At 72.7% G+C, this 12,557-nt stretch carries 14 protein-coding genes, 1 tRNA gene and 1 pseudogene; 3 read left to right on the top strand and 13 right to left on the bottom strand.

Translation table 11 applies throughout. From position 1 onward, the window contains the following. The 5 genes and pseudogenes from AB0J52_RS11460 to bcp form a co-directional block, all read right to left on the bottom strand. Positions 1-339, bottom strand: a pseudogene (locus AB0J52_RS11460) (hypothetical protein); the annotation flags it as partial. Continuing rightward, complete coding sequence (locus AB0J52_RS11455; RefSeq protein ID WP_500181491.1) at positions 336-1,232, bottom strand: MEDS domain-containing protein; 897 nt, start codon at positions 1,230-1,232, stop codon at positions 336-338. The pseudogene AB0J52_RS11460 and the gene AB0J52_RS11455, both read right to left, overlap by 4 nt. 80 nt (positions 1,233-1,312) lie before the next feature. Continuing rightward, on the bottom strand, positions 1,313-2,263 hold the full coding sequence (locus AB0J52_RS11450) for an anti-sigma factor RsbA family regulatory protein (protein ID WP_500181490.1): 951 nt from the start codon (positions 2,261-2,263) through the stop codon (positions 1,313-1,315). Positions 2,264-2,467: 204 nt separating this feature from the next. After that, positions 2,468-2,553 (bottom strand) — tRNA-Leu (locus AB0J52_RS11445). A gap of 140 nt (positions 2,554-2,693) precedes the next feature. Next, positions 2,694-3,161: a thioredoxin-dependent thiol peroxidase gene (gene bcp / locus AB0J52_RS11440; protein ID WP_500181489.1), complete on the bottom strand. Its 468-nt coding sequence runs from the start codon at positions 3,159-3,161 to the stop codon at positions 2,694-2,696. Positions 3,162-3,291: 130 nt separating this feature from the next. Between bcp and AB0J52_RS11435 the strand changes: the two genes are divergently transcribed. Continuing rightward, entirely contained in the window at positions 3,292-3,606 is a 315-nt protein-coding gene (locus AB0J52_RS11435; RefSeq protein ID WP_500181488.1) for a DUF3618 domain-containing protein, read from the top strand. Positions 3,607-3,697: 91 nt separating this feature from the next. Here AB0J52_RS11435 and AB0J52_RS11430 read toward each other — a convergent pair whose 3' ends face one another. The 5 genes from AB0J52_RS11430 to AB0J52_RS11410 form a co-directional block, all read right to left on the bottom strand. Then, the gene (locus AB0J52_RS11430) at positions 3,698-4,867 is read right to left on the bottom strand and encodes a carbohydrate kinase family protein (RefSeq protein WP_500181487.1); all 1,170 of its coding nucleotides are present in this window, start codon (positions 4,865-4,867) and stop codon (positions 3,698-3,700) included. Then, a complete protein-coding gene (locus tag AB0J52_RS11425) occupies positions 4,864-5,535 on the bottom strand; it encodes an SIMPL domain-containing protein (RefSeq protein WP_500181486.1) in 672 nt (223 codons plus the stop codon). Before AB0J52_RS11425 ends, AB0J52_RS11430 begins: the two co-directional genes overlap by 4 nt. A 96-nt stretch (positions 5,536-5,631) precedes the next feature. Continuing rightward, a complete protein-coding gene (locus tag AB0J52_RS11420) occupies positions 5,632-6,816 on the bottom strand; it encodes an amino acid deaminase/aldolase (protein ID WP_500181485.1) in 1,185 nt (394 codons plus the stop codon). Positions 6,817-6,883: 67 nt separating this feature from the next. Further along, complete coding sequence (locus tag AB0J52_RS11415) at positions 6,884-7,840, bottom strand: CE1 family esterase (protein ID WP_500181484.1); 957 nt, start codon at positions 7,838-7,840, stop codon at positions 6,884-6,886. A gap of 76 nt (positions 7,841-7,916) precedes the next feature. Next, positions 7,917-8,543 (bottom strand): TetR family transcriptional regulator C-terminal domain-containing protein, encoded by a 627-nt coding sequence (locus AB0J52_RS11410; RefSeq protein ID WP_500181483.1) that lies wholly within the window; start codon positions 8,541-8,543, stop codon positions 7,917-7,919. Positions 8,544-8,655: 112 nt separating this feature from the next. Between AB0J52_RS11410 and AB0J52_RS11405 the strand changes: the two genes are divergently transcribed. Further along, complete coding sequence (locus tag AB0J52_RS11405) at positions 8,656-9,153, top strand: DUF3237 domain-containing protein (protein WP_500181482.1); 498 nt, start codon at positions 8,656-8,658, stop codon at positions 9,151-9,153. Between the two features lie 62 nt (positions 9,154-9,215). Here the strand turns inward: AB0J52_RS11405 and AB0J52_RS11400 are convergent, their stop codons facing one another. The 3 genes from AB0J52_RS11400 to AB0J52_RS11390 all read right to left on the bottom strand — a co-directional run bounded on the left by AB0J52_RS11400 (position 9,216) and on the right by AB0J52_RS11390 (position 11,872). Then, the gene (locus tag AB0J52_RS11400) at positions 9,216-10,244 is read right to left on the bottom strand and encodes a hypothetical protein (protein WP_500181481.1); all 1,029 of its coding nucleotides are present in this window, start codon (positions 10,242-10,244) and stop codon (positions 9,216-9,218) included. 171 nt (positions 10,245-10,415) lie between these two features. Further along, on the bottom strand, positions 10,416-11,333 hold the full coding sequence (locus AB0J52_RS11395) for a GNAT family N-acetyltransferase (protein WP_500181480.1): 918 nt from the start codon (positions 11,331-11,333) through the stop codon (positions 10,416-10,418). Positions 11,334-11,392: 59 nt separating this feature from the next. After that, complete coding sequence (locus AB0J52_RS11390) at positions 11,393-11,872, bottom strand: Lrp/AsnC family transcriptional regulator (protein WP_500181479.1); 480 nt, start codon at positions 11,870-11,872, stop codon at positions 11,393-11,395. 107 nt (positions 11,873-11,979) lie between these two features. Here AB0J52_RS11390 and AB0J52_RS11385 point away from each other — a divergent pair. Beyond that, a partial coding sequence (locus AB0J52_RS11385; RefSeq protein ID WP_500181478.1) for an MFS transporter occupies positions 11,980-12,557 on the top strand: 578 nt, incomplete at its 3' end.

Below are 12,557 nucleotides of genomic sequence, written 5' to 3'. Positions count from 1 at the left end.
CGTCCACTCCTCGTGCCACACCTGCTCGGCCAGCGCGTGCACGCTGCGCGGGTGCTCCGCCTTCACCAGCTCCAGGTAGCTGCGCAGCGTCCGCACGGGATGCTCGTAGAACCCCGCGGCGTCGACGAACACCTCGTCCGGCACGCCCGGGAAGTGGTCGCGCAGCGCCCCCAGCCGCGGCTCCTTCACGACCACCACGACCGAGCGATCGTCGTCCTCCAGGCCCTCCCGGACGAACGGGACGGCCGTGTCGAGGAAGTCGTCCATCCCGGCGAACAGGAAGGCCCGGTGTTCCAGGGGCCTGGGTCCGGCGCCCGCCGGTCGCGCGACCGAGCTCATCGGACGTCCCCTCCCGTCCGCGCGCCCGGCCTCAGCCTCGGCAACCGGTTCCAGCCGACCATCGTGATGACGTTCTCCACGTCCGGACGCAGGTGGTCGAGGATCAGCGAGCCGCCCGGCGGCAGCTCCGCGGCGTGCTGGGCGAGCAGGTTCAGCCCGCCGATGTCGATGAAGTCGAGGCTCCCGACGTGCAGGTGGATGTCGCCGGTGCGGCTCGCCATCGCCCGCAGCAGGTGCTCGGACACGTGCGAGTGCCGCGACGCGTCCAGCTCGCCCCGCAACTGCAGGCCGAACGGACCGTAGATCCGCCGGATCGTCAGAATGCCGTCGTCGAACTCGGCGTCCACCCGCATCAGCACCTCATGCGACTCGCGCAGCGCGTCGAACTGGCCCTTCCCGCACCGGCGCACGTCGACCTGGCAGATGCCCATCGCCATCGTGCTCGGGGAGATCGCCTGGTCGACGCGGTCCTCGCAGCTCAGCATCGCGTCGGGGCCGCCCTGCAGCAGCAGCCAGGTCGAGTCCATCGTCACCCGGACGGCCCGGAACCCCTGCCCGAACGCCGACTCCCGCTCCCGGTACAGCGTGTCGGCGAGCCTGCCCGGCTCGAACGCGCCCGTCCGGCTCAGGCACGCCTCCTGCCGCGACAGCAGCCGGAGCTGGCGCGACGACCGCAGCTTCGGCAGGTCGAAGGAGCAGCGCTCCAGGCCCGGCAGCGACTCGGCCGGCTGGTCGGTGATGTAGACGACCTTCTCCTCGGTCGCCAGCCCCGCCTGCACGAACGGGCCCACGACCCGGTCGCGCTCCTCGGCGTCGACATAGCCGAGCAACCCGTGGTCGCCCGGCCGCACCTCGCTGACGGAACGTTCGTCGAACCAGGGGATGCTCTCCATGGCCTGCCCATCCAGGTTGTCTCGGACCCGCCCAGCCTACGCCGGGCGAAGGGAAAAGAAAGCCCTTCGCACAAGCTCCCTCACGCTGTGTTGACCGGCAGGGCGGCCGGCACGCCCGGGACCTGCAGCCTCAACCGCACCGTCGTCCCGTCCCGGCCCGTCCGGATCTGGACGAGCGAGCACAGCAGCCGCACCGCCCACAGCCCGAACCGCCCGGCGCCGCCCTCGCCGCCCGCGGGCTTCGGCGGGATCAGGCCGAACCCGGTGCGCTCGGTCCAGTGGCCGTGGTCGGTCACCTCGCACACCAGCGCGCCCGGCTCCAGCCACAACCGCAGCGCGATCGGCGGGCGGCCGTGCCGCTGCGCGTTCGTCACCACCTCGGTCACCGCGACGAGCAGCCGCTGGAGGTCGTCCTCCGGCAGCGGCGTGCGGCGCGCGAAGTCGGTGACGTAGGCGCGGATCCAGTACAGGTCGGGCACGTCGATGTCCAGGTCGAACGAGTCGTCCGGCGCGGGCGGCAGCGGCCCCGAGTCGAGCCGCTCGTTGTACGCCCATGGCTCCTGGTAGCCGGGGTTCGGCAGCGTCGCCCGCCCGCGCGTCGTCTCCGGATGCGTCTGCCGGGACGACGCGACCACCCCGGCCGGCAGCGTCCGCGAGTACGCGCACAGCAGCGCCGCGCCGGTGCCGGTGAACGCCGCGTTCGTGATGGCCTCGACCCGCTGCCACTCCCGTTGCTCCAGCGGCCCGCGCCGCGCCCACGCGGGCTCGCCGAGCACGCGCAGCCGCCGCTTCTGCCACGCCGCCGTCTCGGCGAGCGCCAGGGTGTCGGCGAGATAGCGGGCCGGATGCGCGTACCACTTGTCCGACTCGAAGAACTCCACGCCGGCCGCGTCCGCCCCGAGCTTGTCGCGGAGCAGCATGTGCATCGCCAGCGTCGTGACCGCGAGCACCCGGTCACCGTCCTCGATGCCCTCCCGCAGGAACGGCAGCGCGCCGTCCAGCAGGTCGTCCGCGCGGTCGTACGGAAGCACGCGATGGCTGAAAGCTTGGCTCACGGTGCCCACCCGGTCAGTGTCGGCCGCCTCCGCCCACACGCTCCCAGGGGCGGCTCTGCCCCCACACTAGGCCCGGTCGCCCCCCGAAACCGAGCCCCGTTTTCAAACTATGAACGGAGAAGGGGACGACCCCCAGGCCGCCCGCGGGCCTCGCGCGAGCGAATCGCACACCGCAAAAGGTGGTGCGGACGGGGGGACTCGAACCCCCATGGTGTTTCCACCACCAGAACCTAAATCTGGCGCGTATACCTTTTCGCCACGTCCGCGAAGTTTGGGGGATTTCCCCCCGGGTCGGCGGGTCGGCGCCGACTGGAGAATTGTGACATGCCCACCACCCGTGCGGCGATCACGCCGGCCTGCCGGACACGTCCGGCAGGCCGGCGAATCGCAGCCCGGGGCGCTGGAATCACAAGGTGAGGTCGCGGCGGAGGCGGTCGACGTGGCCGGTGGCCTTCACGTTGTAGTAGGCCTGCTCGATCTCGCCTTCGGGGGAGATGACGAAGGTGGAGCGGATGACGCCGACGACCGTCTTGCCGTACAGCTTCTTCTCGCCGTAGGCGCCGTAGGCCTTCAGGACCTCCATGCCGGGGTCGGAGAGGAGGGGGAAGGTGAGGCCCTCCTTCTCGCGGAACCGGGCGAGCTTCTCCGGCTTGTCGGGGGAGATGCCGACGACGGTGGTGCCCGCCGCCTCGAGGTCGGCGAGGCTGCCCTGGAAGTCGACCGACTCCTTGGTGCAGCCGGGGGTCATCGCGGCCGGGTAGAAGTAGAGGACCACCCGCCGGCCGCGCAGGGAGGCCAGGGACACCGGCTTCCCGTCGGCGTCGGGAAGCTCGAACCCCGGTGCGACATCGCCTGGCTGCAAACGCTCGGACACCTGTTCCGCCTTTCGCTCGGGACGCTCGGCTCCAACCTACCGGCTGGGGTGCGGCGGGCGTTTCAGGCGTGGACCTGCAAGACTGTTCGGATCATGTGACTTCGGCGGCAGAGACGACAAGGACGAGGGCATGGCTGACAGGTCCAGCGACCCGCAGGCGCTCCAGCAGGAGATCGAGCGGTCCCGGCAGGAGCTCGCGCGCACCATCGACGAGCTCGCGGACCGGGTCAACCCGAAGAACGTCGCGCAGCGGGGCGCGGAGCGGCTGAAGGAAGAGGTCGAGCAGGTCCGGCGGACGGTCGACGCGGCCATCCGGGTGCCGGACGAGGACGGCGGGCCCGGCCCGATCAACCCCACGCTGGTGAAGGTGGGGGTCGGCGTGGTGGTCGGGCTGACCGTCCTCGGGATGATGCGGCGGCGTGCCAGGAAGCGGCGCGGCAGGTGAGCCGAGCGAAGGCGCCGGTCCGTCCAGGTGGACGGACCGGCGCCTTCGGCTTTTCCGCTCGTCACTGGCCTTGAGGGAGAAGTTCAGCCGGTCACCGGAGCGTGGGTTCGGCGCGCGTGACCGAGTCGGGGCCGCGTCCGATCTCGGCCTCGGGGATGTGCGGGACGACGAAGGCGTACCGCTCCAGTTCGGCGGCGGGGACCTCGCCGGACTCGCCGAACGCGGCGATCTCGCCCCAGCAGGGCGCGCCCAGCGAGCCGGAGTGGTGCCGGACGGACAGGCCCGCGACGAGGTTGGCGAACTGGAGCCGCTGCTCCAGCGGCCACTGCTTGAGGGTGGCGAACACGAACCCGGCGGCGAACACGTCCCCGGCCCCGGTCGGGTCGAGGGCGCGGACGGGCAGCGCGGCGGCCGCGGCGCGCTCGCCCCCGGACGCCGCGATCGCGCCCCGGGAACCGAGCTTCACGACCACCGTCCCGACCCGTCCGGCCAGCACGTCGAGCGCGGCCTCCGGGGTGGACGTGCGGGTGTAGGCCATGGCCTCGACGGCGTTCGGGAGGAAGACGTCCACGTCGTCCAGGCGGTCCAGGACGTGCCCGGCCCAGGTCTCGGTGGGGTCCCAGCCGAGGTCGGCGAAGACGGTCGAGCCGCGGGCGCGCGCGGCGAGCGCCCAGCCGGGGACGGGGCGGTCGATGTCGACGAAGCAGGTGCGCGCGGCGGGCGGCTCGGTGACCAGGGAGCCGTCCGGCAGGTCGAGCGGACGGGTGTAGGTGACCATGCTGCGGTCGGCGTCGGTGGCGAGCGAGACGGTCACCGGGGTGTGCCAGCCGGGGACGCGCACCGAGGACGACAGGTCCACCGACTCCTGCTCGGCGAGCGTCCGCCAGAGGTAGGCGCCGAACATGTCGTCGCCGAACGCGGCGGCGAGACCGGTGCGCAGGCCGAGGCGGCTCATCGCGACGGCGATGTTGGCGATCCCGCCGGGCGCGGAGCCGAGGCCGTCGGTGACCAGCTCCGTGCCGGGCGGCGGCAGGCCGGGCAGCCCGGTGAAGATCATGTCCATGAAGACCTGGCCGGTCAGGAACACGTCCAGGCCGTCGCCGCCGGTCCCGACGCCGGGGCCGCGCTCGCCGCACGGGTCGGGCGTGCCGAGGGAGGGCTCCCGTCCGGGCCCGCCTGCCGGGCTCGCGGCCGCCGCGCCGGTGGTGGCGGGACGGTCGGTGGCCGCCGGGGTGGCGGCGGGCGCTTCGGGGGCGGTCATGCGAGGTCCGGGGCGGTGGCGTGGAAGCGGGCGATGACGGAGGCGGTGACGGTCTGGGTCCGCGGGGTGAGGTCGAGGGCCTCGGGTTCGGCGGCCGCGTCGGCCGACGCGACGCCGTAGCCGCGGCGGGCCGCGCCGGGCGCCCAGGAGTCGTCGTGGCCGGTCAGGCGCTCGTCGGACAGCTCGACCAAGCCGGTGAGCGAGGAGCCGAGGGCGGCGGCGTAGCGGCGGGCGCGTTCGACGGCGGCGCGCGCGGCCTGCTCGGCGGCGCGCGCGTGCACCGGGGAGTCGTGCCGCAGCGCCCAGTGCGGGCCCTCCACGGTGGTGCGCTCCATGTCGGCGAGGCGGACGACCAGGTCGCCGAGGACGGTGAAGTCGACGACGGTGACGTTCGTCCAGATGGTCCCCTGGTAGGCGCGGATGTCGCCCTCGCGCCGCCGGTACTTCACCAGGGGGGTGATGTAGAGGTCGCCGGTCTCGGCACGTTCGACCGCCTCGCCGTAGGACGCGAGCAGGTCGAGGCAGCGGCGGTTGCCGGCGGTGAGCTTGTCGAGTGCCGTCCCGCGGTCGCCTTCCTGGACCCGCACGTGGACGGACAGGCGGGCGATCTCGGGCGGCGCCTCCAGCACCGCCTCGCCGCGCACGCTGATCACCGGGGCGTCGCTCATACCGGCCAACCTAACCGGTATGGGTCCGCCGTCGCCCGCGTCTCGCGTTACCCGGCCCGCGCGGTCGCGCGGAGTGGCGGGGGCGGGGGTTAGAGGTCAGAGGAAGGTCTTGCCCTCGCCGCGGTAGGTGGGGACGGTGGCGGTGATCCGGTCGCCCTCGATGAGGTGCAGTTCGGCGAAGCGTTCGCACAGCTCGCCGGCCTTGGTGTGCCGGAACCAGACGCGGTCGCCGATCGACAGCAGGTCGGCGGCCTCGCCGTGCAGCGGCGTCTGCACCTCGCCCGCGCCTTCCAGGGAGTTGTAGGAGAGCCCGGTCGGCAGGTACGGGCGGGGGAGGCGCAGGCCGTCGGCGGTGCCGGAGGCCAGGTAGCCGCCGCCGAGGCAGGTCACGACCCCCGGTCCGGGGCGGCGCACCACCGGCAGCGCGAACAGCGCCGCCGGACGGCCCTGGAAGTTGGAGTAGTAGTCGAACAGGTGCGGCTGGTAGAGCCCGGACCCGGCGGCGACCTCGGTGACGGCCTTCTCCCGGACGGTGTTCTCGACGCTGCCCGTCCCGCCGCCGTTGACGAACTCCAGGTCGGTCAGGTCGCGGACGGCCCGGACGATCGCGGCGCGGCGGCGGGCGAGCTCCAGCCGGGACCGCTTCTGCATGGCCCTGATGACCCGGGACTTGGCGGCCTGGCCGGGGACCTGGTCGCCGACGCCCGCGATCTGCCCCTCGTAGGCCATCAGGCCGACCAGCCGCAGGCCCGGCCGCTTGAGGACGGTCTCGGCGAAGTCGCGGACCTGGTCGGCGGAGTGCAGCGGGGACCGGCGCGGGCCGATCTGGAGCATGCCGTGCAGCACCCGGTAGGACGCGTCCACGTCGACGCAGACGCGGATCTGGCGTCCGGCGGAGTGGGTCTCGATGAGCTCCAGGTGCTCGGCGCAGTCGACCATGAGCGTGATCACCGACGCGGCGTGCTCGTCGGCGGCCAGCTCGCGCAGCGCGGCCCGGTCGGCGGTCGGGTAGGCGACCAGGATGTCGTCGCTGACGCCCTCGCGGGCGAGCCAGAGGGCCTCGGGGAGGGTGAAGGCCATGATCCCGGCGAATCCGTCCATGGCGAGGACCTCGTCCAGGACGGCCCGGCACCGCACCGACTTGCTGGCGACCCGGATCGGCTTGCCGGCCGCCCGCCGGACCAGGTCCGCCGCGTTCGCGCGCAGCGCCGTCAGGTCGACGATCGCGAGGGGGGCGTCGAGGTCGGCCGTGGCGGCGTCGTAGCGGTCCCGGAGGTTCATGGCCTAACAGTGCCACATAACGGTCAAATATGAAACCGCTTCACATATTCATGATCATCTCAGTATTTCATGATCGGCCGTGGCCGGCGAAGAAGTCCCACAGCATCGGGGCCGCGCCCTTCGGCCACGCGTGCCCGCCGCCGACCACCTTGCACAGCGCGAGCGACACCCCGTCCTTGGCGCTGGACGAGCACTGGAGATTCCCCTTCTGCGCCTCCAGCGTCGTCGCCTTCGGCGCGGGCAGGTCGTTGCGCTCGCGCCAGGAGTCCACGGCGAACGAGACAGGAGGATAGGGCCGGTCGTCGTTGATGTCGCGCCGTCCGCCGCCGCCGAACGGCACGTTGCGGTCGGCCGTCCCGTGGAAGATGATCGCCGACACCGGACGGGACGGCTCGCACCCGGTCACCAGCGCGCCCTCCACGACCCCGATCGCGGCGACCTTGCCGGCGGCCTCGCAGCCCATCCGGTACGCCATCCCGGCGCCGTTGGAGAACCCGGTCACGAACACCCGCTTCGGGTCGGTCAGCCCGGCCGAGTTCAGCCGGTCGATCAGCTTGGTCAGGAAGCCGACGTCGTCGATGTGCCCGATCTTGGCCGGGCCGCAGCAGTCGCCCGCGTTCCAGGTGGTCATGAACCCGTCCGGGTAGGCGACCAGGAACCCCTTGTCGTCCGCGACGGGATCGAACCCGGACAGCGACTCCATCCGCGACATGTTGGCGAGGCCGCCGTGCAGCGCGATGACGAGCGGCAGCGGCTTGTCCGGCTTGCCGTCCTTCCACTCGCGGTGGGCGAGGGCCGGCGGGACGTGCAGGAGGAACTCGCGGTGTCCGGGCGTCCCGACGTCGAGCTTGTGCTTGGTCGTCCCGGACGCGGTCGGGAAGCCGTCCACCTCTCGTGGCACGGCCGTGTTCGCGTGCTTGCCGGACGAGCCTCCGTCCTTCCCCGAGCCGTCCGAGCATCCGGCCAGCGTTCCGGCGGCCAGAAAGAGCAGAGCGGCGAGGACTGTGAGCACATTCCGGCGCATAGGCCCGAACCTAACCACCAGACCCCCGCCGAAACCACCGCTGCCCCCGCCACGCCCCGGCGTCCGGGCGCTCGGGTCAGGGAGGTGGGAGGAGGGCTTCTATCGCGCGGCGGGCTTTGGTGGGGGCTTCCTTGTCGTCCAGGCGGAGGGCGATGTTGGTGGTGTTGAGGATCGCGTCGATCTGGAAGGCGGTCAGGTCCGGGTCCACGGCGGCGATCTCGTGCGCGTCCACGGCGTGGCGGAGTTCGGCGGCGATGGCCGACAGCCAGTCCTGGCGCTGGCCGGCCAGGGCGTCGCGGACGGGGCCGGGGCGGCTGTCGAAGTCGGGCAGGTTGGCCGACCAGAAGCAGCCGCCGGTGAACAGCGGTTCCTCCGCGTAGGTGATCCAGTTCTCGACGAGGGCGTGCAGCCGCGCGGTGCCGGGAGCGACGGACCGGGCCGGTTCCACGACCGCTCCGAGGAACAGGTCGCGCGCCGCTTCGACCGTGGCGAGGTGCAGGTTCTCCTTCGTCCGGAACAGCGTCTGGATGCCGCTCTTGCTCAGCTCCAGGTCGGTGGCCAGGCGGCCGAGGCTGAGGCCGTTGAGGCCCTCGGCGGACGCGACGTCCACCGCGTGCCGGGTGATGGCGCGGCGGGACCGGGCGCCGCGCAGCAGCCGTCCGTCCGTGACGGCGGGGTCGAGGGAGGCCGTGTCGTCGTTCATCGCCTTCATCGTGCCACACGCCTTTACATTTACATACGATCGTTCGTATTGTCTCCTCAACTGACGCCGTCCGGCGCTTCCTGATCCCCCGAGTCGCGAGAGGCGGCGCGTCATGCTCACAGATCCGCGCGTGAAGGACGTCGGAGAGATCCGGACGGAGTTCCTGCTCGACATCGTGATCGACCTTGAGCCGCGCCTGGACTTCGGCGCCCGGGGGCCGCTCGGCCGGCGCATCCTGTTCGGTGCCGCCGGCGGGACGTTCGAGGGGCCGGAGCTGCGCGGCGAGGTGCTGCGGGGCGGCGGCGACTGGTCGCTGTTCCGTCCCGACGGGACCATGCTCCTCGACGTCCGGCTCTCGCTCCGCACGCATGACGGGGCCCTGCTCTACCTGTCCTACGGCGGACGTTTCGCCACGCCGCCCGAGCTGCGTTCCGAGGTGGCCGATCCGGCCGGGCGGCACCTGGTCGACCCGTCCCGCTACTACTTCCGGACGAACCCGCTGTTCGAGACGGGCGCCGAACGCTACGCATGGCTGAACGACGTCGTCTGCGTGGGGACGGGCTACCTGGTCGAGGACGGAATCGCGTACCGGATCTCCCGCGTGCTGTGACCTGGCGGCCCGGCCGGTCATCGCCCCCTGGACGACCCGCCGGGCGGTCTCGGTCGCGGGCGTCAGTTCTCGACGGTGGCCGTGGTGGTGACGGTTCCGGCGGGGGACAGGACCCACTTGGCCGAGATCTTGACCTGGGTGCCCGCGGGGACCGACGGGTCCACCTTGATGTCGAAGTTCGCGCCCGCGGACTCCGCGGGGATCTCGACCTTCGCGGGGACCGCGACTCCGGGGGTGTCGCTGGTCAGCTCGATGACGGCTCCGAACGGATGCCAGTTGTTGCCCAGCCCGATGGAGCCGAGGTTGGGGAAGGGACCGGCCTGCAGCTTGCGCGTGACCCCGACCGTGTAGTTCTTCGGCACGAACAGGGGAGCCGCGCCCGCCGGCGAGTGGCCCAGGTCGGCCTTGATGTCGGTGATGCCGATCGGCCAGACCGGGACGCCCGGGTAGTCGATGGTGAAGGTGCCCTCCCTGCTCCCGGCGGGGACGACCACGTACCGCGGGATCTTCGGCTCGGGGCTGTTCGGCAGTCCGGAGTAGTGGGCGAGCCGCAGGTCGACGGCGGTTCCGCCGACCTTGGCCGGGGCCGACAGGCGGACCGTCGCGGTCGCCTTCGTCCCGGCGACGACGGCGAGGGCGCTGCCGCGGACGTTGACGTCGACCCGCTCCACCGTCTGGTCGCGCCAGTCGGGCGGGACGACGGTGACCTCGGTCCGGGCCTCGCCGGAGGAGGTGCTGGCGACCAGCGGGACGGTCGTCGTGGACGAGTACGCCTCCAGCCGGATCGGGAAGCTGACGCTGGTCTGGCCCGCCGGGACCCGGACCACGTCGCCGGGGACCGAGGCCGGGTAGTTCAGGTCGCTGCGGCCGACGCTGATCACTTCGACGGGGAGCCCGCCGGCGGGGGCGGGGGCGTCCAGGCGGACCGTCTGGACGGCCTGGTCGCCGCCGGTGATCGTGGCGGGCGAGACGCTGGTCGAGGCGACCTGCGGGGTGGTGGCGGCGTGCGCGGGCAGCGCGACGAGGGTCGGGAGCCCGGCGGCGAGGGCGGCGGCGGCGAGGCCGAGCCGGCGGGTGCGCGTGGTGGTCATGCGACGAGTAAACGATCACTGGGGCGGGGGCGGACAGCGCGGCGGCGATCCTGTTCGAAGTCCGTAAGGATTGCCGACACAGCGCCGTTCCATGATCGCTCGCGGTCACGCGGGCGGGACGTCGGGGCAGGTCGGGGCGGGCGGCCCGGCCGTTCAACCGGCCCAGGGGCGTCAGCCGGGGAGGTCGTCCCAGGCGAGGGCGGCGATGCGCCAGCCGTGCGGCGTCCGGACGAACTGGGTCGTCTTGCGGCCGGAACCCTCGAAGGGCACGCCGTCCCGAACACCGGACTTGCGGTAGTCGCTGAGGCGGTGCGCGACCGAGCCGATGACGTCGGTGCGCTCGGCGACCTCCCACTCGGAGAAGCCGGTCAGCGTGCCGTCGGTGAGGAGCTTCCGGCGCGGCGCGATGAACCCGTCCAGGTCGTACACATCGGGCTCAGGGCCGCTGTTGTTGACGATCACGGCCTGCGGGAGGAAGAGGTCGCGGAGTGTTTCGAGGTCGGGCGTCCGGCCGCCGGTGTTGTCGAACGCGCCGAGCATGGCGTCCATCAGGTCGTCCAGTTCGGCCTTGGTGGCGGCCTCGGGCGTGGACGGGTTCCAGGCGTCCGAGGTCAGGGCCCAGAGCTTCTCGTCCTCGCGGGTCATGCCGAGGCGCTCGGCGGTGCGGATGCTGCGCGCGTTGTCCGGCAGGGTGCGCCACTCGGCGCGGGTGAGGCCGCGCTCGCGGAAGGCCCAGTCGATCATCAGCCGGACGACCTGGGTGACGAGGCCGCGGCCCTCGGCGGCGGGCTCCAGCCAGCAGCCGATCTCGCAGCGGCCCGCCGCCGCGTCGAAGGAGACGAACATGGTGCCGCCGACGAGCACGCCGTCCAGCCAGATGCCGTAGAGGCGGCGCTCGTCGGACGCGGCGCCGTCGGCGTAGCGCTGGAGCACCGCGCGGGCGCCGTCCAGGTCGGTGACGACGAACGCGGCCCCGACCCACGGGCTGATGTGCGCGCGGGCGCGGTCCTGGTGGGCCAGGAACTCGGCGGCGTGGTGCGGTTCGAGCGCGCGCAGGTCGGCGCCCGGGCGCAGCGGTTGGACGAGCACGTCGGCTCCCTTCGCATGACGGGTGTTGTGTGAACGTACTGCGTCGGGATGCCGCGGGCTCAGCGCGTCCAGCCTTGGGAGCGGGTGACGGGACGCGACGCGGCGGGCCGTGGATCGACGGTCGCGGCCTCGTACGGAGTGGACAGGACGATGTGGCTGTTCATCTCGCCGTGTTCACCCAACCGTTCGAACAGGCCCTCCAGGTGCGGGAACGACGCGACGCGCACCTTCAGCATCGTGCACCACGAGCCGCTCAGCTTGTGCAGCTCGACGACCTCCGGCAGGTCCTCGGCGGTCGTGGTCTTGAGCAGGCAGCGGCCCGGGGTGCAGTGCATCTGGACGAACGCGGTGAGCGGGAGGCCGACGGCCGCCGGGTCCACCTCGGCGCGGTAGCCGGTGATCACGCCGGACTCCTCCAGCCGGCGGACGCGCTCGGCGACGGCGGGCGGCGACAGGTTGACGCGCGCGGCGAGCCGGTTGAACGAGAGCCTGCCGTCCTGCTGGAGCTCGTCGATGATGCGCTGGTCGGTCTGGTCCATGTGCAAGGTCCCCCGGGGCGAAGACCTTTCAAGGTAACGGCGGGGTGGGACGAACACCATCGAACGCCCCTTCATCGGATCGCTCCGCTTTCCTACCGTTCTGATGCATGACGCGGATGATCGGGTTGTGCGCCGGCGTGGCGCTGATGAGCGCGACGATGGCGGTGGCGAGCACGGCGAGCTCGCTGGTCGCGGGGGACCACCTCGGGACGGGCTGGGGCGCGGTCCCGCCCACGGCGGACGTGGTCGGGACGGGTGCCGGTGCGATCCTGCTGACGCGGCTGTTCCGGCGGCACGACCGGCGGACGGTGCTGGGCCTCGGCTACGGGATCGCGGCGTTCAGCGGGGCGCTGGGGGCGGTCGCGGCCGTCCAGGGGAACGTTCCGGTGCTGACGCTGGCGATGCTGCTGCTCGGGCTCGGGAACGCCGCCGCGCAGCTCTCCCGCTACGCGGCGGCGGAGCTGTATCCGCCGGGGCGGCGCGGGTTCGCGATCGGGCTGGTGGTGTGGTCGGCGGCGGCCGGGGCGGTCGGCGGGCCGCTGCTGCTCGGGCCGTCCGGACGCCTCGGCGGGGCGCTCGGGCTGACCGCGCTCGCCGGTCCGTTCGTGTTCGCCGCCGTCACGGCCGTGATCGCCGCGCTGGCGATGAGCGGCCGGCGGCTCGGCTGGGTGGACGCGGCGCCGCC

It is taken from the genome of Spirillospora sp. NPDC049652 (genome assembly GCF_040675125.1).
Classification (GTDB): Bacteria; Actinomycetota; Actinomycetes; order Streptosporangiales; family Streptosporangiaceae; genus Spirillospora.
The sequence above is the reverse complement of the archived record's forward strand: the minus strand, read 5'-3'. Positions and strand labels throughout refer to the sequence as shown.

Coding starts and splice junctions, on each gene's coding strand:
- AB0J52_RS11455 (WP_500181491.1), bottom strand. CDS start 1,232: ATGGAGAGCATCCCCTGGTTCGACGAACGTTCCGTCAGCGAGGTGCGG.
- AB0J52_RS11435 (WP_500181488.1), top strand. CDS start 3,292: ATGGCTGACAGGTCCAGCGACCCGCAGGCGCTCCAGCAGGAGATCGAG.
- AB0J52_RS11430 (WP_500181487.1), bottom strand. CDS start 4,867: ATGACCGCCCCCGAAGCGCCCGCCGCCACCCCGGCGGCCACCGACCGT.
- AB0J52_RS11425 (WP_500181486.1), bottom strand. CDS start 5,535: ATGAGCGACGCCCCGGTGATCAGCGTGCGCGGCGAGGCGGTGCTGGAG.
- AB0J52_RS11420 (WP_500181485.1), bottom strand. CDS start 6,816: ATGAACCTCCGGGACCGCTACGACGCCGCCACGGCCGACCTCGACGCC.
- AB0J52_RS11415 (WP_500181484.1), bottom strand. CDS start 7,840: ATGCGCCGGAATGTGCTCACAGTCCTCGCCGCTCTGCTCTTTCTGGCC.
- AB0J52_RS11410 (WP_500181483.1), bottom strand. CDS start 8,543: ATGAACGACGACACGGCCTCCCTCGACCCCGCCGTCACGGACGGACGG.
- AB0J52_RS11405 (WP_500181482.1), top strand. CDS start 8,656: ATGCTCACAGATCCGCGCGTGAAGGACGTCGGAGAGATCCGGACGGAG.
- AB0J52_RS11400 (WP_500181481.1), bottom strand. CDS start 10,244: ATGACCACCACGCGCACCCGCCGGCTCGGCCTCGCCGCCGCCGCCCTC.
- AB0J52_RS11390 (WP_500181479.1), bottom strand. CDS start 11,872: ATGGACCAGACCGACCAGCGCATCATCGACGAGCTCCAGCAGGACGGC.